Source organism: Marinospirillum perlucidum, from assembly GCF_003336805.1.
GTDB classification, from domain to species: Bacteria; Pseudomonadota; Gammaproteobacteria; order Pseudomonadales; family Halomonadaceae; genus Marinospirillum; species Marinospirillum perlucidum.
Genome location: NZ_QFWJ01000010.1, coordinates 39,392 through 63,070, shown reverse-complemented (window position 1 = coordinate 63,070; position 23,679 = coordinate 39,392). Strand labels below are relative to the sequence as shown.

Genomic DNA, 23,679 nt, shown 5'->3' with positions numbered 1-23,679 from the left:
GAGGCGTTTCCGGCACTAGAGAAAAAAAGCTTATTCGATGGCCAGCAGATCAAAGGTCTGCTGATCGATCAGTTCCAGCGCCTTACCACCTCCCAGAGCCACACAGGTCAGAGGATTCTCGGCGATAATGACTGGCAAACCGGTTTCCTCGGCAATCAGTTTGTCGATATCCCGCAACAGGGCACCACCACCAGTCAGTACCAGGCCGCGTTCAGCGATATCCGAAGCCAATTCGGGTGGAGATTGTTCCAGAGCACTTTTGATGGCCTGAACAATGGCTGCCAGAGGCTCTTGCAGTGCTTCCAGAATCTCGTTGGAATTCAGGGTAAAGCTGCGGGGAATCCCCTCAGCCAGGTTACGACCACGTACGTCGATTTCCTTGATGTCACTGCCGGGGTAGGCGCAGCCGATTTCCTGCTTGATCCGCTCAGCCGTGGCATCACCGATCAGGCTGCCGTAATGGCGACGTACATAGGCAACGATGGCTTCATCAAAGCGGTCACCGGCAATACGTACGGATTCGGAATAAACCACACCATTCAGGGAGATGATAGCTATCTCGGTGGTACCCCCACCGATATCCACCACCATGGAACCCTGGGCTTCTTCGACGGGCAGACCGGCACCAATGGCAGCAGCCATGGGCTCTTCAATCAGGAAGACATCGCGGGCACCGGCGCCCAGTGCAGATTCCTTGATTGCACGTCTTTCCACCTGGGTGGACATGCAGGGCACACAAACCAGAACCCGGGGACTGGGTGTAAAGAAGTTGTTGTCATGCACCTTGGAGATAAAGTGCTGGAGCATCTTTTCGGTCACATGGAAATCGGCAATCACACCATCCTTCATGGGGCGGATGGCCGTGATATTACCGGGTGTCCGGCCGAGCATACGCTTGGCTTCAAAACCCACCGCCGCAACACTGCGCTGGTTGCCATGATGGCGAACAGCCACGACCGAAGGTTCGTTGAGAACAACACCCTGTCCGCGGACATAAATCAATGTATTTGCGGTTCCCAGATCGATTGACAAATCGCTGGAGAACATACCTCTAAGACGTTTAATCATGCTTTTGGTGACCTATCCTAATGAATCCCTCTTCTGGGCGGAAACTCTAGCAACCTGAGGGGGTCAGGGCAAGCAACTTTAACAGTTACCCTACTAAATCTGTGCTATTCTTTACGACTTTGATCCGTGATACAACAGTCACTGCTTGTTCAATCAGTTTAAGGTTACCACATGACACTGGAAGCAGAAGATCTACACAAGGTCGCCCATCTGGCGCGCCTGACCCTCGACCCTCAGGTTATAGACGACTATTCCCAAGCAATCGGCAACATTCTCGAGCTGGTGGATGAAATGCAGGCAATCGACACCCAGGGCGTTCTGCCCATGGCTCACCCGATGGATGCCACCCAGCGTCTGCGCAGCGATGAAGTGACCGAAGAAGTTGACCGTGACCAGCTGCAAAACCAGGCCCCTGCCACAGAACAGGGTCTTTATCTGGTTCCCCGCGTCGTCGAATAAACCACGGAACTAGCCGATTTTCTAGGAGACAGCATGATCAACCTGAGCCTGACCCAGATGGCCCAAGGCCTGGCCTCTGGTGAATTTTCCAGTAGCGAGCTCACCCAGGCCTTCCTGGACCGCATCCAGAAATACAACACCCACCTGAATGCCTTTATTACCGTGACACCCGAAGCCGCGCTTGAGCAGGCCAAGGCCGCTGACCAACTACTGGCCAGCCAGCAAGCGGGCGCTTTGACCGGCATTCCCCTGGCCCATAAAGATATCTTCTGCACCCAGGGCATCAAAACCAGCTGTGCCTCAAAAATGCTGGACAACTTTATTGCCCCCTATTCTGCCACGGTTGTGGAAAAACTGGCTGCGGCAGGCATGGTTCACCTGGGTAAAACCAACCTGGATGAATTTGCCATGGGTTCCTCCAACGAAAGCTCCTTTTATGGTGCCGTCAAAAACCCCTGGGATGCCCAGGCTGTTCCCGGTGGCTCCTCTGGTGGTTCTGCCGCCGCTGTTGCCGCACGTTTGACGCCTGCAGCCACAGGCACAGATACCGGAGGCTCCATTCGCCAGCCTGCTGCCTTCTGTGGCATTACCGGGATCAAGCCGACCTACGGTCGCGTCTCCCGTTGGGGCATGATTGCCTTTGCCTCCAGTCTGGATCAGGGTGGCCCCATGGCCCGCTCAGCCGAAGACTGTGCACTGCTATTAAAAGAAATGGCCGGTTTTGATACCCGCGATTCCACCAGCATGCAGCGCTCCGTTCCCGACTATCCGGCGCAACTGAATGAACCCCTCCAGGGACTCAAACTGGGCCTGCCCAAGGAATACTTTGGTGACGATCTCAATCCCGAGATAGCAGCCCGACTGCAGGACGCCATCAAGGAGCTGGAAAAACTGGGCGCCCAGGTCAAGGAAGTCAGCCTGCCTCTGACCCGTCTGGCCATTCCTGCTTATTATGTGATCGCCCCGGCCGAGGCCAGCTCCAACCTGTCACGCTTTGACGGGGTGCGCTATGGTCACCGTTGCGATGATCCCCGCGATCTGGAAGACCTCTACAAGCGCTCGCGCAGTGAAGGCTTTGGTGCCGAAGTCAAACGCCGCATCCTCGTCGGCACCTATGCTCTCTCCGAAGGCTTCTACGATGCCTACTACCGCAAGGCCCAACAACTGCGTCGCCTGATCACCGAGGACTTCCAGAAGACCTTTAACGAAGTGGATCTGCTGGTGGCGCCGACCACACCCAGCCCGGCTTTTGATCTGGGCAGCAAGACCAATGATCCGGTCCAGATGTACCTCGAAGACATCTACACTCTGGGCGTCAACCTGGCTGGTCTGCCTGCCATGTCCGTCCCTGCCGGTCAGGTTTCCGGTCGTCCACTGGGTATGCAATTGATCGGCAGCCACTTTGATGAAGGCCGTCTGCTGAATGTTGCCCATCAATTCCAGCAGGCGACCGACCACCACCTGCAGACACCCGAGTTGGACGCCTAAAGCCAGGTGGCTAAACAAGTACAAGCGGTCAGGGCCAGTAGTCTGCAACCAGAGCAGCACGACTGGCCCGAGTGATTGAAGCTCTAACCAACAGAAAAGCCGCAGGTTTTAAAATACTAAAAGGTTTTTACTATGCAATGGGAAGCCGTAATCGGGCTGGAAGTTCACGTCCAGCTCGCCACAGAATCGAAAATCTTTTCCGGAGCCAGCACCCGCTTTGGTGCCGAGCCCAATAGCCAGGCCTGTGTCATCGATCTGGGCATGCCGGGTGTTTTACCGGTCTTGAATGAAAAGGCTGTGGAAATGGCCGTTATGTTCGGCCTGGCCGTTAACTCAGAAATTCCCCAGCGCTCGACCTTCGAACGCAAAAACTACTTTTATCCCGACCTGCCCAAGGGCTACCAAACCAGCCAGATGGAAGAACCCATTGTCGGTCCCGGCTATCTGGATATCCCTGTCGGTGAATCGGAAAGCAAGCGTATCCGTATCCATCATGCCCACCTGGAAGAAGATGCCGGCAAGAGCCTGCATGAAGACTTTCACGGCATGACCGGGGTGGATCTCAACCGTGCCGGTACTCCCCTGCTGGAAATTGTATCCGAGCCGGACATGAATTCCGCCAAGGAGGCTGTAGCCTACCTGCGCGGCATCCATTCCATCGTTACCTACCTGGGTATTTCCGATGGCAACATGGCAGAAGGCTCCCTGCGCTGTGATGCCAACGTTTCCGTACGCCCTAAAGGTCAGGAAAAACTGGGCACGCGCTGTGAAATCAAGAACGTCAACTCCTTCCGTTTTGTAGAAAAAGCCATCAATCATGAAATAGAGCGCCAGATCGAACTGATTGAAGACGGTGGGCGCGTGGTTCAGGAAACCCGTCTTTATGATCCCGATGAAGACGAAACCCGCTCCATGCGTACCAAGGAAGAAGCCAACGACTACCGCTACTTCCCCTGTCCCGACCTGCTGCCGGTGGAGTTGGATGAAGCCTACATCCAGCATCTGAAAGAAGGCCTGCCCGAACTGCCCGAGCAAAAACGGGAGCGCTTTACCAGCCAACTGGGTCTGTCCGAATATGATGCCCAGGTGCTTTCGGCCAGCCGCCCCCTGGCGGATTATTTTGACCGGGTTGCCGAACTCAGCGGTGATGCCAAGCTGGCAGCCAACTGGGTAACAGGCGAGTTTTCCGCGCAGCTGAACCGTGAAAACCTGGATATTGCCCAGGCTCCGCTCGCTCCCGAGCAGCTGGCCGGATTGCTCAAACGCCTGCTGGACGAAACTATCAACGGTAAAGCCGCCAAACAGGTCTTTGCTGCCCTCTGGGCCGGAGAAGGCCATACGGCTGATGACATCATTGAAGCCAAGGGCCTCAAGCAGGTCACCGATACTGGTGCCATTGAAGCCATCATTGACGAGGTCCTGGCTAACAACCAGCCTCAGGTCGACCAGTACAAGGCAGCCGAGCCGGACAAGCGCGGCAAGATGATCGGTTTCTTTGTCGGTCAGGTGATGAAGGCTTCCAAGGGCACCGCCAACCCCCAAGCTGTGAACCAACTATTGAAAGACAAACTGGATCAAGCCTGATCCCCAGGGTCTGCAGGACTCTCCAACGAGAGGCTGCAGACCCCTAAACTGCGACTAGTCAGGCTGAACCCACTCTAACTGCAAATCCTCGATCAGCCAGACCTGATTCCAGTCGCTGGCCTGCTTTTCTTTTTTGATCAAGTGCAACTGCGCCTGCTCAGTGGCTGGCAAGCCCTGGTGTTCGGCCAGCACCTGGAACAGCCAGATTTCCGCTTCCCATTGCAGGGCTTGTTCCTGCCAGTATTCCAGGGCACTCAAGCGGCTACCGCAATCTATGGCCTCCAGATAGAAATTTTCCACTTCCTGCTTCAGGGCTCTTTGGCGCGCCACCAGGCGTTCATCCTCAGGCCAGCGGGTGGCTTGAGCCTCAGCGACCGACTGGCGGCTAGCCGCAGGTTTGGGCAACTGGCGCACCAGAGCTGCGAGCTGATCACTGTCCTGGGGTTGATCCAAGGCCACCGAGGCAGCCGGAATCAGGGGTGCTGCCAGGTTCACCAGATCAGGCACCTGACTGCGCCGGGCATAATTACCCGGTTGGAAGCCGGGATGTTCACGCAGGAAAGCCAGGGTGCCCTGCACCAGCAGACTCCGTGCCTGCTGATGGCGGAAACGGGCCAGCAGCTCAACCAGACGTGCCTGGACTTCACGCAGGCTGGAATAGTGGCTGGACACCTGGATTTGCAATTGACTCACCAGCAGCTTGCGCAGAACGCCCTGGTTACCGACCCGGGCAATCCATTCCTCGAAGTCGATCAGTTCCAAGCCATCCAGTAAGCGAGCGATCTGTTTTTGTGCTCTTTCATTTTCACGGATCTTGTCATTGAGTCGGCTGACAAAACCAAAATCGCTGTTCAATCTCTGCCAGAGACTATCAATGGCATTGGTGAAACGGTTGTTGAGATCATCGATCTCCTGGGTCAGGCGCAGCTGCTGCTGTTCTGCCAGGAGATAATCCCCGCGTTCCAAGGCTTCCTGATAAGCGCTGACCAGGTTACGCAAAACCTCCAGGGTTTCAGCAACCTCGGCGTTAACATGGCGACGTTTTTCATCGGCCAGCATCTCCGCGAGTAGATCCCTGACCCGGTGGCTCAGTTTCAATCCGGACTGGTCGTCACTCTGCCAGAGAATACGTGCTGCCAGGAGTTTTTTTAGTGCTGACTCGGAAAAGGCGGCAGGGTCGACCTCTTCACCCAGATAGCCCTGCATCAGGGCTTCGGCATGTTTACCCAAGAGCGCCAGCCGCTCAACCCCGGTTTGCACCAGACTGCTGGTAAAGGCTTCTTCAGCCATCAGAGGAGCTCCTCCTGCTGACCGGTTTCCTCCTCAATGGGAAGGTTTTCCTCGTCACGGATAAAGCGAATCAGATCCAGCAGATAATCGACCTTGCTGGTCACCAGATAATACTGACGATCATCGTGAGGCTGCAGCAGGTAGCCATGTTCTTTCAGGCGTCTGAAAATCAATTTAACCTGATTATCCAGGGCATCACTCTGGGAGTTGAAAAAACGATCGTTGGCCAGGCGTTGTAAACGGTCCTTGAGACTGGCGTTATCCTCGCATTTGAGGGTAAATTCAGCCGGTTTGAGCAGATCGCCTGCAGCCAGCACCGCATCCTTGCCTAGGGCTTCCTGGACTAGCTGCATCCATTCCAGCAGGGGTTGAAGACTGTTAAGGGTCAGTGCCAACTGACTCGATAACTGATCCCGGGCAGATGTATCCAGTTCCCGCCAGGCCAGAAACCAGACACTGGCTTCGGGGTTACTGGCCAAGCGCCGGTTCAAAGGTCGCAGGTAATCATTAATGGCTTCCCGGGTATTTTCATCCTGCAGGCGACGGTAGGCCTCGGCATCGCTAATCTGGCAAATAAATTCACCCGCCAACAGGCGTTCCAGCAGGGGGCCCAGTTCGGTCATGATTCCACCTCCTCTTGGCGTTCCTGCAGACGTTCAGCCAGACGACTCAACTGGGGCTGGATGCGTTTCAGCTGGCGTCGGTTGGGGTCTTCACTGCTGCGATCAATCAGGTAGCGGTGCTGGAAAAGCAGGAGCACGTCGGATTCGGGATTGGGAAAAGCACCGACGATATGAATACGATTGCTCTCACAGGCCTTAAACAGCTTCTCGACATTGTGATAGGCCAGAGTGCCAATCTCATCAATCGGCCAGTGGATGGCAATATCAGCCTGCCCCCTCAGTAAGCGTGTAAAAGCCAGCAGAAACTTGCACAGAATCAAGTAGGCCATACCGTGACTGGAGGATTCCAGTAACTGACGATCATTACGAATGATCAGGTCAGAACCGCCTTCATTCAAATGCAGCTCCAAACGCAAGAGACTGGTAAAGCTGTAACTCTGATCACTGCGCAGTAAATCCACGACATCGGCCAGGGCATCCAGGTAGGCATCATCGGGTAACGGATTGCCGGACTGACGCCATTGTTCGTAGAGGCTGGCAAAATGGCGCAGGGGTTTCCAGAAATCCAGCTCATCGATGGTCGACTGGATTTTTACTTCGGATTTGCTGATCCCTTCCAACACCAGATCATCAGCCACTTCGCGGCTTAAACGCCGGCTTTGTTCCTGGATGCGCAGATTCAGATCACGGAAAACGGTAAAGAACTTGCTCAGATCCGCTCCCAGATTGCGCCCCTGCTCCAGCAACTGGTGCTGCTGGTCTTCGAGCAGCTTGAGCATCCCGGCCAGCAGCGGTAGCAGTTGCCTTGGCGGGTTATTACCGGAAGGATCATTTTCCAGTTTTTGACGCTCCTGGTTGAGGTAGTCGATAAAGTCACTGCTGGCATCACGAATCAGGAGAGCTTCAAAGGCTTCCTGATCCTTGCGCAACTGCTTGTCCAGCTGCTCTTTTTCGGCAAAAGCCCGGTGAGTTCTCTCGATCAGCTCGGTCACATCCCCGGGCAACTCCTCACGGTTGGGGCGCTGCTGGGGTGGATGCAGGCTTTCTAGGCGGCTCAACAGGGGCTTAAGCTGGTTGAGTTGACGCTCCTGCTCTTCCAGTTGCTGTTTAAGCGCTTGCAGATCTTGATGGTGTTGATTGCGCCGCTGCTTGAAGTCCGCCTTGAGTTTTTGCAGACGCTGGTCCGCCTCTCTTTCTTCCTGCTTGAGGCGAACTTCATCCTGTAATAGCTGGGGTTTGCGTTTTTCCCAGTCAACCCGCAGAAAACGCTGGTAATCATCCAGCTCGTCGCGGCGCTTGGCCGTCGCCCTGATTCGTGCATCCAGTGCCTGCAATCTCTCTTCAGCTTCGCGCACTTCTTGCGGGTCGAGTTGTTTATCTTGCAGCTCGCGATTAAAAGCTGCTTCCAGCTCAGCCAGTTGACGCTCTTGCTCCTGGCGCTGGGTCTGCAACTGGTGTTGCTGCTGCTGGATCTGACGATCCAGTTTTTGCAGCTCCTCCTGCCAGTCCGCCTTGTATTCCAGCAGTTGTTCCTGGTGCTCATGGCGTACTTCACTCAGGGTGGCATTGCGGCGCTCCAGAAGAGATTGCCGCTGCTGCTCACAGGCCTGTAGCTGCTGCTGTAAATCAGTGGAACGCTGCTTTTCTCTTTGCCGTTGGTCTTCCTGCAAGCGATTACGAGCCTCCAGGGCATAATCGATTTCCGCTTGGGCTTTTTTGCTCTGCAGGCGACCGGCTTCCAGGTCCGCTTCTCTTTGCTGCAGTGTCTGCTGGCAGGTTGCCAGCTGCTGTTCCAGCTCGGCTTGTTCCTGGGCTAGGGTTGCCCGCTGGTCTTCAGCAGCCTGAAGGGCACTGGCCAGGGTTTGTTCATCGCGGGCTGAATCCGGCAGTTCGATGGCATTCAGATCCAGCTGCAGGTTATAGATGGCACGAGTGTCCTGATCCAGTTGCTGCGGGGCAAGGTCACTGCGTTCCAGAAGCTCGGGACGCAACACCTTGCCCAGAGTCTGCTCCCAGCCTGGTTGATGACTGCGAAGAAAATGGCGCAGGCTGCCCGCCTCGGGTACCTGTTGTCGCTGAATCGCCTGCAGGTGAGCATCCGCCTGCCCGAGTTGCTGACGCACCTGGGTCAAGCGGTCACTCAGGGTCTGGCGTTGCTTTTTACTGGCCTCCAGCTCCTGGCGAAGATTATTCAAGGTGACCAGGCGGGCCTGGTGATCCTGCTGTGCCTGCTCAATTCTTGCCTGGGCCAAAGCCAGCTCTTCTTTTTCCGATCCCGTCAGCTGGGATACGCTGGCCTTGGCCCTGATCTCGGCCAACTCCTGAGTGAGTTGGTCCAACTCTTCCTGAAAGGCTTCCTGGCTGAGCTGTAGCTGTTCTTCATGTTGCTTGTGCAGGCGCTGCAGTTCTTCCTCCTGCTCTTCACGGCGCTCTTCCTTACTCGTCTGCAAGGCCTGGATACGGTCATAGAGATCCCGACTCTGGCGCTCCAGCGCCTGGGATAATTCCAGTTTGCGTGCTTCCAGTTTTTGCCGGGAATCACCCAACTCACTGCGCATCAGCTGCAAATGCCGATTCAGTTCTTCCTGATCCTGTCGCCACTGGGGCAGATTTTGCAGATCAGCTTCCAGGCCGGGAATGTCTCTTTCCACGTAGTGATCGTAACGCGCCTGGAGATCTTCCAGCTCGCTTTCCAGCTGGCGTCTTTCACTGCGAATTTCACTCAGGCGGTCATTAAGCTGGTTGCGTTCCTCTTCATAGTGCTGCTGGTGCTGGGTAAAGGAGTGATTCAATTCATTCAAGCTAGCCTCATCATCAGCCTGACGAGCCTGCAAGGCCGCGGTATTTTTTTCCAGCAGGGGTTGCAGTTGCCAGAGATCGGCTTCGGTAGCGGCCAGGGTCTGATCCAACTGCTGCAGACGGGAAAAGTCTTCCTGCAAACGATCCAACTGCATTGACTGGCGCATCTGCTGTATCCAGGCTCGGGCCTTGGTATTGCGCACACCAGTGACCGGCAGCTCCACTCCATCCTCTTCAAAAATGGCAGCCAGCATGGTTTTCAGGGTATCCAGCTTGCCTTCTTTAGCATGTACCGCAGATACCAGTTTTTCGATATGGCGAATACGATGCGTCTGTTTCACCAGGCTGTACTGAGCAGCCAGCTGGCGCAAGCGCACTGTATCGCGGCTATTGCCACGCAGCAGACTGAAATCATTCTGGATCACACTGCGGTATTCAGAAGTCGCCGCCAGCTTGGGGGAAACAGAGTGTTTCTGTTGACGCAAGTGGGACGCCCATTCTGAGTAGTTACGCGCCCTCACTCCCTCTGGCGTTTCCAGCAGATAATCCTGAGGCTCAAATCCCGCCTTGATAAAACGGTATTCCACCCCGCCATCGGCCTTGCGGGTCAAGACCGCCTGACACAGGTCGCCATCTTCGCGCCGGTATTCATAAACCAGGTAGGAGTTACTATGGGGGAGATAAAAATCGTCGAATTTCTTGCGGGTTTTGGGAACCACCCGGTTAGGCAGCTCGCCGTAAAAAACCGGAACCAGGCGTTGCAGCGTGGTCTTACCCGAGGCATTGGTGCCGCAAATATTGGTATGGCCATCCAAAGCCAGCTCAACCACCCCATCCAGGTGACTGTGAATCAAAACAATGCGCAGTAAATGCGACATAAACCACCCTGTAAATCCGCTTCAGGAAAGGGATCAATTATCCCATAGAAAAGCAGCTGAAGCAGCCCTGTGAACCGGCCAGCCGCCTCAAGCCGACTGGTTTGATCTGGGGTCAACGCCCATCAAGACCTGGCTGGACGATTTGCCCAGTAGACCCCCATCAGTGTGATTAGCATGCCTGCCAGGGCCAGAAGCGTCATGCTTTCATCAAACAACAGCCAGGCCTCCAGGGCGGTCAGCGGGGGCACCAGGTAGAAATAGCTGGCCGTACGCGTGGATTCACCCGCGCGAATCATCAACAACAAGAGCAAAAGTGCCCCGACGGAGAGCACCAACACTGACCAGCCCAGCGCCAGAATAAAATCCGGATGCCAGTGCACCGGGCCTTCATCCGCCATCCAGGCCGCAGTCAGCATCAGTCCCAGACAGGCAACATACTGGATAAAAGAGGCAGTCAATGGCGATTGCGATTCACAGGCATTTTTCTGGTAGAGGGTGCCCAGCGTAATCCCCAAAAGAGCCAGCAGCACCCAGGCCAGGCCCGTCCAGGTAACGGCTACTCCTTGCAACTGCATCTCGGAAGTCTGTTGCAGAACCAGCAAGACCCCCAACAACCCCAGCAACAGCCCCAACCACTGGCTAAGGCGTAATTTTTGTTGCCAGAATACAAACACCAAGAGCCCGGTCAAAAGAGGCTGCAAACCCACCAGAAGCGCCGTCAAACCGGCCGGGATACCGGCATCGATAGCCGAAAAAACACCGCCCAGATAGGCGCCGTGAATCAGGGCACCAGCCAATAGCTGCTGACCCCACAGACGATAATTTCCGGGAAGTTTCACCCTGAAAAGCTTGAGTAAACAAGCAAAGGCCAGCAGATTGAAAGCCATTCGCCAGGCCAGAAAAGTGAAGGGTTCGCTGTAGGGAAGACCATACTTGGCGCTGATAAAGCCGGTACTCCAGAGAAGCACAAACAGCCAGGGAGCCAGACGCACCAGAAGCGAGGAAGAAAAGAAAGCTGCCAGGGATAGATTCATGCTACACCAAAATAAATAAATCCCGTCAGCAGCCGCTGACAGGATTAATCAACAAGGAAAATTCAGACCGATAAGTCTAAATATTAGCACAACAACGGCAAGCAGGGTCTTTAACTAGCTTTCGAGTACGCAGGTTTCCTTTCAGACCCTCATAGGTGAGAAGTTTGCCAGTGGCCGTTTCCCTACACTGAGCCAGGAGCTTTAAAGCCTCCATGGCCTGAAGACTGCCGATTACGCCGACCAGCGGGGCCAGTACACCCGCCTCGGAGCAACTCAAGGCTTCCTCTTCAGCATCTTCATCATAGAGACAGGCATAGCAGGGGGAATGGGGATCATGGGGATCAAAAACTGCCAGTTGACCGGAGAAACCAATCGCTGCACCGGAAATCAGCGGCTTCTTCCAGCGGTAACAGCTGCGATTGAGGGCAAAACGGGTAGCAAAGTTATCACTGCAATCGCACACCAAGTCTACCTGCTGAACGGCTCGATCCAAGAGCTCTCCTTCCAGCCGCTGGGAGTAACCCACCAGGTCAATCTCCGGGTTGGTCGCCTTCAGGGTTTCCTTCGCTGAAGCCAGCTTGGTCTTACCCACGGAAGCTTCCTGGTGCAGTAGCTGTCGCTGCAGGTTGGACAACTCAACCTCATCATCATCCGCCAGGTGTAATTCACCCACACCTGCGGCTGCCAGATAGAGTGCTACGGGCGAACCCAGACCACCCAACCCCAGAATCAGCACCCGACTGGCCAGAAGCTTCTGCTGCCCCGCCACATCCAGTTCAGGAAGTAAAAGCTGGCGACTATAGCGCAAAAGCTGCTGGTCGGTCAGATCCGGGTGCGTCATACCAGAGAGTCCTGCTCGAACTCCTCCAGGCAGGGAACATAGATCGCAGTATCTTCTTTCACTTCTTCCATTACTACATAGCTCTTGGATTCTTTTACACCGGGCAAGGTTAAAACCACATCACCCAACAACTGCCGGTAGGCACTCATCTCGGGAATCCGGCACTTGAGAATATAATCAAATTGACCGGACACCAGGTGGCATTCCTGAATCTGGGGCAACTGGGCCACGGCGCGGCGAAACTCGTCAAAAACAGCCGGGGATTGCGTTTCCAGACTTATCTCCACAAACACCAACAGATTGGCACGCAGGTATTTGGGATTGAGTATGGCCTTGTAACCCTTGATCACACCCTTGCGTTCCAGGCGTTTGACCCTTTCCAGGCAAGGAGTCGTGGAAAGACCCACCTTGTTGGCCAGATCCACATAGGAAATGCGGGCATTATCCTGCAGTGCCTGGAGAATTTTAAGATCAATTTTATCCAGGGTTTTGCTTTTATTGTTTTTCATGGAAAGCTGCCTTTTATTATTATCAGTCATCCAAAAAAGCAGGCAAAATTGATGGCAAGCAGCTAAAAAGTCTCCCTCAAAACAGTTGATCTTGCCAAAAGCCTACTCTCTTTCAGAGTTTTATCATGTTAGCCTGGCAAAAACCACACCTTTGCTGGAGGTTTTGACTTGGGAGCGTCTAATTAACGTGATGAGCGCAGGTTAGACAAGGCGGAATTGAACGAAAAAGCGGAATTTACAGCAAGTAAATGAGTATTTTGAGGTCAATTTCAACGCAGTATAAACAAGCGCAATAGTTAATCAGGGGTTTCCTTATTGACGTCTTCCCCGGGTCACTCTTGGCTGGCCGGCGTAATCCGGATAAGTCAGGCGCTCAAGCAAGCCTGCCCGGGCAAAGAGACCCTGAAGCGCTTCGGCCTGATCATAGCCCTGCTCCACCAGAAACCAGCCTCCGGGGCGCAGATGCTTGGGCAGACCTGCCAATAGCTGGCGGTAGGCTTCCAGGCCATCTGTCCCACCAACCAGGGCAGAAGAAGGCTCGTAGCGAAGATCTCCCTGCTGCAAATGCGGATCCTCGGGGTGAATATAGGGGGGATTGCTGACTACCAGATCATAACCGGGTGTTTCAGGCACTGCCTGCCACCAGTCGGATTGCCAGACTCTGATGTCCAGCTGCAAGTGGCGCGCATTTTCCCTGGCCAGAGCAACGGCTTCCGGCTGAAAATCAACGGCATCCACCTTCCACTGGGGACGCTCCTTTTTCAAAGCCAGGGCGATGGCGCCGGTACCTGTTCCCAAATCCAGGACTCGCGCCTGGGGCAGGACACAGGAATCCAAAGCAGCTTCCACCAGGACTTCGGTATCCGCGCGGGGAATTAAAGTCGCCGGGGAAACCCGCAGGGGCAGGCCCCAGAATTCCCATTCACCCAGAATCCAGGCCAAGGGTGTACCTTCCAGACGTTGGTGCAATTGTCGGCCCAGGCTGGTTTGCTGTTCCTGGCTCAATTCCTGCCCCGGCCAGGTAAACAGATAGGCCGGATTTTTCTGCAGCAATTGGCAAAGCAGGATTTCAGCTTCCTGGCGGGCATTGTCGATACCGGCATTGAGCAGTTGAGCCGCGGCCTCCTGCAGCCAGGATTTGATCGTGATCACCGCGATCAGGCTCCCATCTGGGCCAGCAGTTCGGTTTGCTGCTCCTGTGCCAGGGCTGAAACCACTTCGTCCAGGCTACCGGCCAGGATTTCATCCAGCTTGTAGAGAGTCAGGTTGATGCGGTGATCGGTCACCCGGCCCTGGGGAAAGTTATAAGTTCGAATTCGTTCGGAACGGTCACCACTGCCCACCAGAGAACGGCGCTCATCGGCCTGGGCCTTGTGGGCATCATCTTCAGCCTGCTGTTTCAGGCGGGTCGCCAGCCAGGACAGGGCCTTGGCCTTGTTCTTGTGCTGGGAGCGCTCCTGCTGGCATTCCACCACCAGACCGGTGGGCAAGTGGGTAATGCGAATGGCCGAGTCAGTGGTATTAACGTGCTGACCACCGGCACCGGAAGAGCGGAAGGTATCTATACGCAAATCGGCCGGATTGATGTCCACCTCCCCGACTTCATCGGCTTCAGGCATGACCGCTACCGTACAGGCGGAGGTGTGGATACGCCCCTGGGATTCGGTAGCGGGCACCCGCTGAACCCTGTGGACACCGGATTCAAACTTCAGCCAGGAATAGACATCGCGGCCACTGATGCGGGCAATGACTTCCTTGAAGCCACCGGCTTCACTGTCATTGGAACTAAGAATTTCCACCTGCCACCCCTTGCCTTCGGCAAAGCGGCTGTACATCTTGAACAGATCCCCGGCAAAAAGCGCGGCTTCATCGCCGCCGGTTCCGGCGCGAACTTCCAGAAAGATATTACGGCTGTCATTGGGATCACGAGGTAGCAGGAGGCGTTGTAATTCCGCTTCCAAATCCGCCAGACCTGCTTTCAATTCCTGGGCTTCCTCGCGACCCATTTCACGCATCTCGGGATCATCATCTTCAGCCATGGCTTCGGCTGCAGCCAGATCCTCCTGCTGCTGGGTATAGCGGTTGTACGCCTGAATCACCGGTTCCAGCTCTGCATACTCTTTGGAATAGCTGCGAAACTTGTCCTGCTGACTGATGGTTTCAGGGTCGGAAAGAAGCGCTGACAACTCTTCAAAACGATCGCGAAGGTTGTCCAGTTTGGTGTGTAGAGAGGCTTTCATATACAGGAAAATCCAAAATTGAAAAATGGAAAAAACAGTGCAAATCCTTGCAGGGAGCAGCTAGGGCTCCTTGGTGTTTTTTCCGGAAGGAGGTGGCTGGTTGGTTTCCAGATTAAGCAGTTCGGCAGCTGAAGCCAGAAAATCACCGCGATTTTCAGCCGAGGCTTCACGCAACTTGAGAGTAGGGTGATGCAGCCATTTATTGGTCAGGCTACGACAGAGTTTTTGCATGACCTCCTGGGCATCCTGCCCCTGCTCCAACTGGGCCAGGGCCTGGGCCAACTCGGCATCGGCCAGCTGCTGGGCATTGCGGCGGAATTCGCCGATCATGCGTCCGGCATCACGCACCCGCAGGCTGCGCTGAAATTCCTGAACACTGGCACGAATCAAGTGCTCGGCCTGTTCGGCGGCTTCTCGACGCGCGGCCAGGTTCTCGTCAATGACCTCCTGGAGATCATCGACGGTAAACAGAAAGATATCATCCAGCTCATCCACCTGGGGTTCGATATCCCGGGGTACGGCAATATCCACCATAAAGATGGGCTTGTGGCGCCTTAATTTAAGCGCTCTTTCTACCATGCCCTTGCCCAGAATCGGTAAGGGGGCCGCAGTGGAGCTGATGACGATATCGGCCTTGGCCAATTCATTGGGAATGGCATCCAGCGTGACGGCCTGGCCGTTGACCTCTTCAACCAGGCTCTGGGCACGATCCAGGGTGCGATTAGCCACCACTAACTGGCTGACACCAGCCTGACGCAAATGACGGGCCACCAGTTCGATGGTTTCCCCGGCACCAATCAAAAGGGCGCTGCTTTCACGCAGATCCGAGAAAATCTTTTGCGCCAGACTCACGGCTGCATAGGCCACGGAAACCGGGTTGGTGCCGATACCGGTTTCGGTTCTGACTCGTTTGGCGGTGGCAAAAACCTGCTGAAAAAGTCCCTCCAGACCCGAGCCGAGAAGATTATTCTGTTTGGCCAGATCATAAGCATCCTTGATCTGACCCAGAATCTGAGGCTCACCCAGCACCATGGAATCCAGACCACTGGCAACACGCATCAAATGACCGATGGCCGACTGGTCTTCATGGATGTAGCTGTGCTTGGCGACTTCATCAAGAGGCAGGCCATGAAAATGACTCAACCATTCCAACAAGGGCGCAGCATCGCCAGCCTCCACCAGGGTATAGACTTCCGTACGGTTGCAGGTGGAAACGATAGCCGCTTCTTTGATACTCTGATGTTCGCGCAATTCTTGGCTGGCGGCTTCCAACTGGGAAGGCGAAAAAGCGACCCGCTCTCGCAAAGCAACGGGCGCCGTCTTATGATTTATGCCCAGAGCTAGAAAACGCATTGGCTGTACTGCTGGCACCGTCAAACGTCACTCCAAGAAGTCGGCTCCCCCCTTCAACCAGGGGCAGAAAACGTGCAATAAAAAACAACCGCTTACATAAATTGCAGGGCAGCTGGCTATAAGGACGTTATGATAGCACAATCAAAACCGAAACCAGACTCAACGCGCATGTTTAGCCTTTATAATTTTTCCCTTCCTGCTGGCCTGAGCCGTTTGCTGCTGGTGCCTACAGCAAGTTTGCTGTTGTTACTCGCTGGCTGCGCCACCCAGCCTGAAGCCCAAGCGCCTGGCCGCGTGAGTCTGGGAGAAGCCAGACAACCCCAACTCTATATCCATGCCTCCGAGCAGGACTACCCTCCCGTTCAGGGCCTGGATCAAAATCTGACCTACCGCCTGCTGAGTGCTGAGTTGGCCGGTCAACGCAATCTACTGGATTTCACCCTGGACACCTACATCGATCTGGCCATACAAACCCGCAAGGCCGAAATCGCTGAAAGAGCCACCTGGATTGCCCAGTTCGCCCAACAACAACAGGCTGCCTTGGATGCCGCCATCATCTGGGCCGATGCTGCTCCTGACAACCCCGATGCCCAGAGAACCGCTGCCGGCTTGTTGTTGCAGAACGAAGACTACCTGCAGGCATTTGAGCACCTGCTGCGTTATGAACAACTGAGTGGCGACAGCAATTTTGCCCTCCTGGCCGGGCATCTTTCCGAAACCGGCCATCCGCTTCTGCAAGAACTCTATCAATTGATGCTACAGGAAAGCCAGAATCGAGCCCAACCCAGTGCAGATCTGCAGACAGCGCTGGCACTGATCAGCTGGGAACTGGGACGTAAACAGCAGACCCAGTCCCACCTGGATCAGGCGTTAGAGCTGGATCCTCTGCGTATCCGCGCCCTGCAATTGCAAGCGCGTCTGTATAGAGCGGAGAATAAAATGCAGGCAGCCCTGGAGCTACTCCAGCAGGCCCTGAAAGAAAAACCCGAGGAAATCCGCCTGTGGCTGGAGGTCGCTCGAACCCAACTGGAAAACCAACAACTGCAAGCGGCAGAAAACACCTTTGACCGCATTCTCAGGCTGCAACCGGAAAATCCGCAAATACGCCTGGCCCTGGCTCGTATTCAAATGGAAACCCGTCAGTACCCGGCTGCTGAGGCGACCCTGCAACCCCTGACCCGAGATGAAGCCCTGGCCGACCAGGCTTATCTTCTTCTCGGTGAAGCAGCCCAGAGACAGGGTAACAGGCAAAGAGCACTTGATTTTTATGCCGCTGTCGATTCCGGCCAGGCCTTGCTGGAGGCCTCGCGAGCCGGTGTTAACCTTCTGCTGGAACAACACAGAGGTACAGGCCCGGCGCTGGAACTCCTGGACAGAAATCGGCAAAAGGCTCCGGAGCTGATCACCCCCTTGACGCTCATGGGAGAACAGCTTTTACGCCAGGAAGAGCAACTAACGGCTGCCCTTGAGTGGGTTGATGGCGGCCGGGAACTCCTGCCCAGGGGGAAAGAGTCCACACCCCTGCTATATTCACGAGCCCTGCTGGAATACGAACTCGGTCACCTGGATCAAATGGAAGCTGACTTGAGGCAGCTGCTGGAGTTGGAACCCAATAATGCCATGGCCCTCAATGCCCTGGGCTATACCCTGGTTAAGCATACAGACGACCGTATCAACGAGGGCCTCCTGCTGATTCGTAAAGCTCACGCCCTCAACAGTGAAGCTCCGGAGATTCTGGATTCCCTGGGCTGGGCCCTGTTCCGTCTGGATCGCCTGGAGGAAGCCAGGGAACACCTGGAAACCGCCTATGAACGCCTCCCGGACGAGGAAATTGGCGTGCATCTGGTTGAAGTCCTCTGGGAAATGGGTGAACACCAACAGGCCCGACAACTCCTGAATGAATTGCGTCAACAAGACCCCACTCCGCTGATCGACCAGCTCCTGCAAAGAAAACCCCAACTGGAGGCTCGCTAATGCTGGCAGGCATCAAAAAACCGCTGCTCCTGCTATTACTGCTTTCCCTGTTGGCAGCCTGCTCCAGCCAGCCACTGCCACCTCCCGCCCAGGAAGAACTCCTGCCTAATGCCGAACTCTGGCATTGGCGAGCCCAAGGGCGCCTGGCAATCAAGACCCCCAATGACGGTCAAACCCTTAATCTTGATTGGCAGCAGGACGGCTACTCTTATCAATTACAGATTTTTGGCCCTCTGGGCCAGGGCAGTGCCCGCCTGGATGGCCGCCCTTTTTATGTCACCCTGGTCACTTCAGATGGCCAGACGTTGCAGGCCGCCAGCCCGGAACAGCTGCTTCGCCAGGGGCTGGGATTGCAGCTACCCCTGTCCAATATGGTCTACTGGATTCGCGGATTACCCGCTCCAGGCCCCTACCAGCAGCTCAATACTTCCAGCCTCCTTCAGGATGGTTGGCAGCTGGAATGGCGACGCTTTACCCAGGTCGAGGAGCGGCGTTTACCAGCCCTCCTGGTAGCTAATCAGGGTGACCTGGAAATTCGCCTGGCGATCCACAGCTGGCAACTTTTTTCGTCCAACGAACAGGATTTCGCTGAACAACCATGAAGCAACTCAGTCTTCCGGCTCCAGCCAAGCTCAACCTCTTTTTACAGATCACCGGCCAGCGACCCGATGGCTACCATGAGCTGCAAACCCTGTTTCACTTTCTGGATATTAGTGACGAATTGGATTTTACCCTGCGCAAGGATGGTGAAATCCAGCTGGAAACACCCCTCCCCGGTGTTCCCCGCGAAAACAATCTGGTCTGGAAAGCGGCACAGCTTTTGGCTACTTATCGCGCCAATCCAAGCCAGGGTGTCAGCATTCGCATCGACAAGCAGCTTCCTATGGGCGGGGGCCTGGGTGCAGGCAGTTCTGATGCAGCAACCACTCTTCTGGCACTGAACCACCTCTGGGATCTAAGATTAGATCTGGATCAGCTGGCCAAGTTGGGATTACAACTGGGTGCAGATGTGCCCGTCTTCCTGCGCGGTGAAACCGCCTGGGCTGAAGGGATCGGTGAGCAGCTGCAGCCCTGGGCTGTTGAAGAAAAGGACTACCTCATTCTGCATCCCGGCTGCTCTTGCAGCACCGCCGACTTTTTCCGTCACCCTGAGCTGAATCGTCAGAGCACGCGCATCACACCTCATCAAGCCCAGGCACAGCTAGGCCACAATGTTTTCACCAGCTTGGCTCGCGAACTCTACCCGGCAGTCGACCAGGGCTTTGAATGGCTGCAAGCCGCTGGCCTCCAGCCTTTCCTCACGGGAACCGGTGCTTGTATCTACGCAGTAATTGATGAAGCAAGTCAGGGGCGGCAACTGCTGGAAGAGCTGCCGAAAGAACTGCAAATGCAGGGTGCGCGCGGCTGGCTGGCTAAGGGTTGCAACCGCTCGCCAGCCCACCGGCAACTGGCCGTTATGGCCTAGCCCACCTTTTCACCGTGCGCCTGCTTGTCAGCATGGTAGGAGGAACGCACCAGCGGGCCTGAAGCTATGTGCTTAAAGCCCATTTTGTAACCTTCTTCGGCAAACCAGGCAAACTGTTCGGGCGTCACCCAGCGATCGATTGCCAAGTGATCCTTGGAAGGCTGCATGTATTGGCCCAGGGTCAGCATGTCCACCTGATGCGCGCGCAGATCACGCATGACCTGCAAAACCTGCTCATCGGTTTCACCCACCCCCAGCATCAGACCGGATTTGGTCAAGACATCCGGGCAGGCTTCCTTATAGCGCTTGAGCAGATCCAGCGACCATTGGTAATCAGCACCGGGACGCACCTTTTTGTAGAGCTCGGGCACTGTTTCCAGATTGTGGTTAAAGACATCCGGAGGGGTCTCCCGCAATATATCGACGGCGATATCCATGCGCCCACGGAAATCGGGAACCAAAACCTCGATTTCCAGCTTGCTCATGCGTTGGCGTAGCTCGCTGATGCACTGGGCGAAATGACCCGCCCCACCATCACGCAGGTCATCCCGGTCCACCGAGGTGATCACCACGTATTTAAGGTTCATCTCGGCAATGGCTTCGGCCATTTCCCGGGGTTCATCTTCATCCAGCGGATTGGGCCGACCATGGGCGACATCACAGAAAGGACAGCGACGGGTGCAGATGTCCCCCATGATCATGAAGGTGGCAGTACCACCATGAAAACACTCACCGAGATTGGGGCAGGAGGCTTCTTCGCACACGGTGTTCAGCTTGTGCTTGCGCAGGGTGTCCTTGATGCGGTTGATTTCCGGAGAAATCGGCATGCGCACCCTTAGCCAATCCGGTTTCTTGGGCAGTGTCTCGGTAGGAATCACCTTGACCGGAATACGGGAGGTCTTGTCAGCACCGCGCAGCTTTTCACCCTGAACGATCTTCTTTGCTTGTGTCTTTGCTGTCATGCCAGCTCCTGCCAATGCTTGCTTGTAGAAATCTGCTGATGCCCGAGGCGACGCAGAAGTATCTGGAGCAGGTCTTCACGGGCCTGCTCGGGAGAAATGTCGGGGCGCAAATCGGCCAGACGAGTGACCGGCATCCCGGCATAGCCACAGGGGTTAATCCGCCGAAACGCCTCCAGCTCACAATCGAGGTTAAAGCTCAGGCCATGAAAACTGCAGCCCCGGCGAATTTTGAGTCCCAGGGCGGCTATCTTGGCTTCACCCACATAAACACCGGGCGCATCAGCTCGGGCCTGGGCCTCGATGCCCAGACTGGCCAGGTAATCGATAATGCTTTCTTCGATCAGGTTGACCAGATCCCTGACCCCCATGCTCAAGCGCTTGACGTTGAGTAGCAGGTAGATCACCAGCTGTCCGGGACCGTGCCAGGTGACCTGGCCACCGCGATCCACCTTCACTACAGGGATATCGCCCGGATCCAGCAGATGGATTTCCTTGCCTGCCTGCCCCAGGGTAAACACGGAATCATGTTCCAGTATCCAGAGTTCGTCGGCATCAGCGTCGGTTCTTTCCTGGGTAAACGCCTGCATCCGCTTCCACACGGGTTCGTAAGGCTGACGCCCCAGGTAGCGAAGCTGCAGGAGGCCGGGATCGCTCATTAGAGCACCATATGAACTCGGCCGGTTTCTTTCAGGGCCGAATGCAGGCGCGTGAGTTCCTGCTCACTTTGAGCGTGGATGGTGATGCGGATGGACTGGAAACGTCCCTTACGGCTATCCACCACTTCCACCGTTTCTTTCAGATAGCTGGTTTCCAGACCTGCCAGGACATCCAGCACGCAGGCTTTAAAGTCGGGTGCAGCCTCACCCACCACTTTAATCGGAAAGTGGCAGGGAAACTCGATTTTGGGTGGTTGATCCTGAGGACCGCTGGTCTTGTCTTGCATGGCTCACTTAAAACCTAGTAATTTAGTCAAACATTATACCCTAGGGGACATCAACTGAACAAACCCATCACGAACAGCAGCAGGCTGTGCCAGATGCGTTTGAAAAAGCCCGCCTCTTCAATATTTTGCAAGGCTACCAACGGCTCGCGGGCCACTTCTTCTTCGCCCAGGGTTACGACCAGCTGCCCCATGACCTGACCGGCAGTTATGGGTGCCTTAATGGTTTTTTCCACCTCTACGCGGGCTTGCAGGTTGCCCTGCTCTCCACGAGGAATGGTGGCATAGAGGTCACTACGCAAACCTAGCTCAACTTGATCAACCTCACCCTGCCATACATCTTCACGATCCAGTACCTGGAACTTTTCATAGAGCTTGGGCGTTTCAAAATAGCGAAAACCATAGGTCAAAAGCTTCTGACTTTCCTGGGCACGGCTAGCTTCGCTACGGGTCCCCAAGACGACTGAAATCAGCCGCATTTCGTTACGTACAGCCGAAGCCACGAGGCAGTAGCCAGCTTCATCTGTATGCCCGGTTTTCAGGCCATCGACACTGGAATCGCTCCACAAGAGGGTATTGCGATTACTCTGGCGGATGTTGTTGTAGGTAAATTCTTTTTGCGAATAAAGTGAGTAATGCCCTGGATAATTGATAATCTTTTCTCGTGCCAGGATCGCCAAATCCATGGCCGAAGAGTAATGACCTTCCTCGGGCAGACCAGTGGAGTTGCGAAACTGGGTGTTATCCATACCCAGGCGCTGAGCATGCTGATTCATCAGATCAGCAAAGGCTTCTTCACTGCCCGCCAGGTATTCAGCCATAGCCACTGAAGCATCATTACCGGACTGGACGATGATACCCTGCATCAGATCTTCTACAGAGACCAAAGTGCCTTCTTGAATAAACATGCGTGAACCCGGCATCCGCCAGGCTTTGACACTGACGGGTACCCGCTCGTCAGGGGTAATATTGCCCCGATTCATTTCATATTCAACCAGATAACTGGTCATCATCTTGGTCAAACTGGCTGGCGGCAGACGCTGTTCAGCATTATGTGAAGCCAGAACCCGGCCACTGTGGGCATCCATCAGCACCCAGGCAGTGGCTGCCAGTTGCGGGGGTGCAGGTATCATCACCTGGGCCAGCAAGGGTTGACTCAGCAGCCCTGTCAGCAAAAGGGCCAACCCCAGACCTGACAGAGATTGACCAAAGCGGATTAGTAGCTGTTTACTGCATTGCATGACAATCATGAGCGACTCGATCACTATTGAGTTTTAGCTGCTAGGAAAAAGCAACTGGTTTACTGACGTACACGAAAGGGACGACCTAATTCAGAAGCTTCCAGCTTGCGGATGGCCGCTTCTGCGGAAGCTTCCTCCAAAGGCCCGACTTGGACTCGATAAAGAGATTGATCCGATACAACACGAACGGGTGCCTGGGTTAATTCTCTAGCCCTGGCTTGCAGGCGCTCGGCAGCCTGGGCATTGCCCAAAGCCGCTACCTGAAGAAAGACACTCCCTCCAGCCGAATTGCCGGAGCCATTACGGGCCTGCCATTCCAAAGGATCTAAAGCTTCCAGGCGCACTCTGGCAGTACCGGTTTCGAGCATATCCAGCCGATGGGCAGCGGCATAGGAGAGATCAATGATACGGTTGCCCACAAAAGGGCCGCGATCATTGACACGAACAATAACCTGCTTGCCGTTGCCCAGATTGGTCACCCGAACATAAGTAGGTAGAGGCAAGCGTGTGTGGGCGGCAGACATGGCATACATGTCGTAGACCTCACCATTGGAGGTGTCATGACCATGGAACTTGCTGCCATACCAAGAGGCCGTCCCCGTCTGGGTAAATCCACGACTGGAAGCGAGAACCCGGTAGGTGCGCCCAAAAACTGTATAGGTCGGGCTGTTGCCTCTTTGGCTACGCGGCTCGGGTATCGGTTGCGCATCAGGAACCCGGGAGACATCCGGCGGGTTGGCTGGCAGGCTGTCGCGGCGTTGGGTATAGCGACCATTGCCCGAGCTGACTATCTTGTCATGCAGGCTGTAGCCACCACTGCTGCGAGCACCGAAAACACCACCACCACCGCCCACCGAGCAGCCCACCAACAGACTGGCCAGCACGAGCAGAAGGACAAGAAACAAGTACCTGGGCATTTTCCGCGATCTCA

At 55.2% G+C, this 23,679-nt stretch carries 21 protein-coding genes; 6 read left to right on the top strand and 15 right to left on the bottom strand.

What is annotated here, in order from left to right:
* Positions 1–30: 30 nt before the first annotated feature.
* Positions 31–1,068, bottom strand: coding sequence for a rod shape-determining protein (locus DFK18_RS12020; protein ID WP_114418509.1), 1,038 nt, complete (start codon positions 1,066–1,068; stop codon positions 31–33).
* A 171-nt stretch (positions 1,069–1,239) separates the two neighbouring features.
* On the opposite strand from DFK18_RS12020, the gene gatC reads away from it, so the two are divergent.
* The 3 genes from gatC (at position 1,240) to gatB (ending at position 4,599) form a co-directional block, all read left to right on the top strand.
* A complete protein-coding gene (gatC, locus tag DFK18_RS12015; protein WP_114418508.1) occupies positions 1,240–1,527 on the top strand; it encodes an Asp-tRNA(Asn)/Glu-tRNA(Gln) amidotransferase subunit GatC in 288 nt (95 codons plus the stop codon).
* Between the two features lie 33 nt (positions 1,528–1,560).
* Entirely contained in the window at positions 1,561–3,015 is a 1,455-nt protein-coding gene (gatA, locus tag DFK18_RS12010; RefSeq protein ID WP_114418507.1) for an Asp-tRNA(Asn)/Glu-tRNA(Gln) amidotransferase subunit GatA, read from the top strand.
* Positions 3,016–3,147: 132 nt separating this feature from the next.
* Positions 3,148–4,599 carry an Asp-tRNA(Asn)/Glu-tRNA(Gln) amidotransferase subunit GatB gene (gatB, locus tag DFK18_RS12005; protein ID WP_114418506.1) on the top strand — a complete coding sequence of 484 codons (1,452 nt, stop codon included), beginning with the start codon at positions 3,148–3,150 and terminating at the stop codon, positions 4,597–4,599.
* A 54-nt stretch (positions 4,600–4,653) separates the two neighbouring features.
* Here gatB and DFK18_RS12000 read toward each other — a convergent pair whose 3' ends face one another.
* The 9 genes from DFK18_RS12000 to hemA all read right to left on the bottom strand — a co-directional run bounded on the left by DFK18_RS12000 (position 4,654) and on the right by hemA (position 16,166).
* A complete protein-coding gene (locus DFK18_RS12000; RefSeq protein WP_114418505.1) occupies positions 4,654–5,889 on the bottom strand; it encodes a hypothetical protein in 1,236 nt (411 codons plus the stop codon).
* Positions 5,889–6,512 carry a condensin complex protein MksE gene (locus DFK18_RS11995; RefSeq protein ID WP_114418504.1) on the bottom strand — a complete coding sequence of 208 codons (624 nt, stop codon included), beginning with the start codon at positions 6,510–6,512 and terminating at the stop codon, positions 5,889–5,891. Before DFK18_RS11995 ends, DFK18_RS12000 begins: the two co-directional genes overlap by 1 nt.
* Positions 6,509–10,189 carry an ATP-binding protein gene (locus tag DFK18_RS11990; RefSeq protein ID WP_114418503.1) on the bottom strand — a complete coding sequence of 1,227 codons (3,681 nt, stop codon included), beginning with the start codon at positions 10,187–10,189 and terminating at the stop codon, positions 6,509–6,511. Before DFK18_RS11990 ends, DFK18_RS11995 begins: the two co-directional genes overlap by 4 nt.
* Before the next feature lie 122 nt (positions 10,190–10,311).
* The gene (locus DFK18_RS11985; RefSeq protein ID WP_114418502.1) at positions 10,312–11,223 is read right to left on the bottom strand and encodes a DMT family transporter; all 912 of its coding nucleotides are present in this window, start codon (positions 11,221–11,223) and stop codon (positions 10,312–10,314) included.
* Between the two features lie 76 nt (positions 11,224–11,299).
* Entirely contained in the window at positions 11,300–12,064 is a 765-nt protein-coding gene (locus DFK18_RS11980) for a HesA/MoeB/ThiF family protein (protein WP_114418501.1), read from the bottom strand.
* On the bottom strand, positions 12,061–12,573 hold the full coding sequence (lrp, locus tag DFK18_RS11975) for a leucine-responsive transcriptional regulator Lrp (protein ID WP_114418500.1): 513 nt from the start codon (positions 12,571–12,573) through the stop codon (positions 12,061–12,063). Before lrp ends, DFK18_RS11980 begins: the two co-directional genes overlap by 4 nt.
* A 312-nt stretch (positions 12,574–12,885) precedes the next feature.
* Complete coding sequence (gene prmC / locus DFK18_RS11970; protein WP_218563955.1) at positions 12,886–13,725, bottom strand: peptide chain release factor N(5)-glutamine methyltransferase; 840 nt, start codon at positions 13,723–13,725, stop codon at positions 12,886–12,888.
* 5 nt (positions 13,726–13,730) lie between these two features.
* Positions 13,731–14,813: a peptide chain release factor 1 gene (prfA, locus tag DFK18_RS11965; protein WP_114418499.1), complete on the bottom strand. Its 1,083-nt coding sequence runs from the start codon at positions 14,811–14,813 to the stop codon at positions 13,731–13,733.
* A 60-nt stretch (positions 14,814–14,873) separates the two neighbouring features.
* A complete protein-coding gene (hemA, locus tag DFK18_RS11960) occupies positions 14,874–16,166 on the bottom strand; it encodes a glutamyl-tRNA reductase (RefSeq protein ID WP_114418498.1) in 1,293 nt (430 codons plus the stop codon).
* A gap of 168 nt (positions 16,167–16,334) precedes the next feature.
* On the opposite strand from hemA, the gene DFK18_RS11955 reads away from it, so the two are divergent.
* The 3 genes from DFK18_RS11955 to ispE are packed head-to-tail and all read left to right on the top strand — an operon-like array spanning position 16,335 to position 19,605.
* Positions 16,335–18,140, top strand: a complete 1,806-nt coding sequence (locus DFK18_RS11955) for a tetratricopeptide repeat protein (RefSeq protein WP_162299774.1) — start codon at positions 16,335–16,337, stop codon at positions 18,138–18,140.
* Entirely contained in the window at positions 18,140–18,742 is a 603-nt protein-coding gene (gene lolB / locus DFK18_RS11950; protein WP_114418496.1) for a lipoprotein insertase outer membrane protein LolB, read from the top strand. The genes DFK18_RS11955 and lolB overlap by 1 nt, the downstream gene beginning before the upstream one ends.
* Positions 18,739–19,605, top strand: a complete 867-nt coding sequence (gene ispE / locus DFK18_RS11945; protein WP_114418495.1) for a 4-(cytidine 5'-diphospho)-2-C-methyl-D-erythritol kinase — start codon at positions 18,739–18,741, stop codon at positions 19,603–19,605. Before lolB ends, ispE begins: the two co-directional genes overlap by 4 nt.
* On the opposite strand, the gene lipA is transcribed toward ispE, so the two are convergent.
* Genes lipA through DFK18_RS11920 form a run of 5 tightly spaced genes read right to left on the bottom strand, consistent with a single transcriptional unit; the run spans position 19,602 to position 23,665 of the window.
* Entirely contained in the window at positions 19,602–20,567 is a 966-nt protein-coding gene (gene lipA, locus DFK18_RS11940; RefSeq protein ID WP_114418494.1) for a lipoyl synthase, read from the bottom strand. The two genes, ispE and lipA, sit on opposite strands and share 4 nt — an antisense overlap.
* The gene (lipB, locus tag DFK18_RS11935; RefSeq protein WP_114418493.1) at positions 20,564–21,223 is read right to left on the bottom strand and encodes a lipoyl(octanoyl) transferase LipB; all 660 of its coding nucleotides are present in this window, start codon (positions 21,221–21,223) and stop codon (positions 20,564–20,566) included. Before lipB ends, lipA begins: the two co-directional genes overlap by 4 nt.
* Positions 21,223–21,510: an HP0495 family protein gene (locus DFK18_RS11930; protein WP_114418492.1), complete on the bottom strand. Its 288-nt coding sequence runs from the start codon at positions 21,508–21,510 to the stop codon at positions 21,223–21,225. The genes lipB and DFK18_RS11930 overlap by 1 nt, the downstream gene beginning before the upstream one ends.
* A gap of 50 nt (positions 21,511–21,560) precedes the next feature.
* A complete protein-coding gene (locus tag DFK18_RS11925) occupies positions 21,561–22,748 on the bottom strand; it encodes a D-alanyl-D-alanine carboxypeptidase family protein (protein WP_114418575.1) in 1,188 nt (395 codons plus the stop codon).
* Between the two features lie 59 nt (positions 22,749–22,807).
* Positions 22,808–23,665, bottom strand: a complete 858-nt coding sequence (locus DFK18_RS11920; protein WP_114418491.1) for a septal ring lytic transglycosylase RlpA family protein — start codon at positions 23,663–23,665, stop codon at positions 22,808–22,810.
* Between the last annotated feature and the right edge of the window lie 14 nt (positions 23,666–23,679).

What these genes read in the sequence shown, in the direction of transcription:
- lipB (WP_114418493.1), bottom strand. Translation starts at nt 21,223, where the DNA reads ATGAGCGATCCCGGCCTCCTGCAGCTTCGCTACCTGGGGCGTCAGCCT.
- gatC (WP_114418508.1), top strand. Translation starts at nt 1,240, where the DNA reads ATGACACTGGAAGCAGAAGATCTACACAAGGTCGCCCATCTGGCGCGC.
- DFK18_RS12020 (WP_114418509.1), bottom strand. Translation starts at nt 1,068, where the DNA reads ATGATTAAACGTCTTAGAGGTATGTTCTCCAGCGATTTGTCAATCGAT.
- DFK18_RS11995 (WP_114418504.1), bottom strand. Translation starts at nt 6,512, where the DNA reads ATGACCGAACTGGGCCCCCTGCTGGAACGCCTGTTGGCGGGTGAATTT.
- prfA (WP_114418499.1), bottom strand. Translation starts at nt 14,813, where the DNA reads ATGAAAGCCTCTCTACACACCAAACTGGACAACCTTCGCGATCGTTTT.
- DFK18_RS11920 (WP_114418491.1), bottom strand. Translation starts at nt 23,665, where the DNA reads ATGCCCAGGTACTTGTTTCTTGTCCTTCTGCTCGTGCTGGCCAGTCTG.
- DFK18_RS11930 (WP_114418492.1), bottom strand. Translation starts at nt 21,510, where the DNA reads ATGCAAGACAAGACCAGCGGTCCTCAGGATCAACCACCCAAAATCGAG.
- DFK18_RS11990 (WP_114418503.1), bottom strand. Translation starts at nt 10,189, where the DNA reads ATGTCGCATTTACTGCGCATTGTTTTGATTCACAGTCACCTGGATGGG.
- DFK18_RS11925 (WP_114418575.1), bottom strand. Translation starts at nt 22,748, where the DNA reads ATGCAATGCAGTAAACAGCTACTAATCCGCTTTGGTCAATCTCTGTCA.
- lipA (WP_114418494.1), bottom strand. Translation starts at nt 20,567, where the DNA reads ATGACAGCAAAGACACAAGCAAAGAAGATCGTTCAGGGTGAAAAGCTG.
- hemA (WP_114418498.1), bottom strand. Translation starts at nt 16,166, where the DNA reads ATGCGTTTTCTAGCTCTGGGCATAAATCATAAGACGGCGCCCGTTGCT.
- DFK18_RS11980 (WP_114418501.1), bottom strand. Translation starts at nt 12,064, where the DNA reads ATGACGCACCCGGATCTGACCGACCAGCAGCTTTTGCGCTATAGTCGC.
- DFK18_RS11985 (WP_114418502.1), bottom strand. Translation starts at nt 11,223, where the DNA reads ATGAATCTATCCCTGGCAGCTTTCTTTTCTTCCTCGCTTCTGGTGCGT.
- ispE (WP_114418495.1), top strand. Translation starts at nt 18,739, where the DNA reads ATGAAGCAACTCAGTCTTCCGGCTCCAGCCAAGCTCAACCTCTTTTTA.
- gatA (WP_114418507.1), top strand. Translation starts at nt 1,561, where the DNA reads ATGATCAACCTGAGCCTGACCCAGATGGCCCAAGGCCTGGCCTCTGGT.
- lrp (WP_114418500.1), bottom strand. Translation starts at nt 12,573, where the DNA reads ATGAAAAACAATAAAAGCAAAACCCTGGATAAAATTGATCTTAAAATT.
- lolB (WP_114418496.1), top strand. Translation starts at nt 18,140, where the DNA reads ATGCTGGCAGGCATCAAAAAACCGCTGCTCCTGCTATTACTGCTTTCC.
- DFK18_RS11955 (WP_162299774.1), top strand. Translation starts at nt 16,335, where the DNA reads ATGTTTAGCCTTTATAATTTTTCCCTTCCTGCTGGCCTGAGCCGTTTG.
- DFK18_RS12000 (WP_114418505.1), bottom strand. Translation starts at nt 5,889, where the DNA reads ATGGCTGAAGAAGCCTTTACCAGCAGTCTGGTGCAAACCGGGGTTGAG.
- gatB (WP_114418506.1), top strand. Translation starts at nt 3,148, where the DNA reads ATGCAATGGGAAGCCGTAATCGGGCTGGAAGTTCACGTCCAGCTCGCC.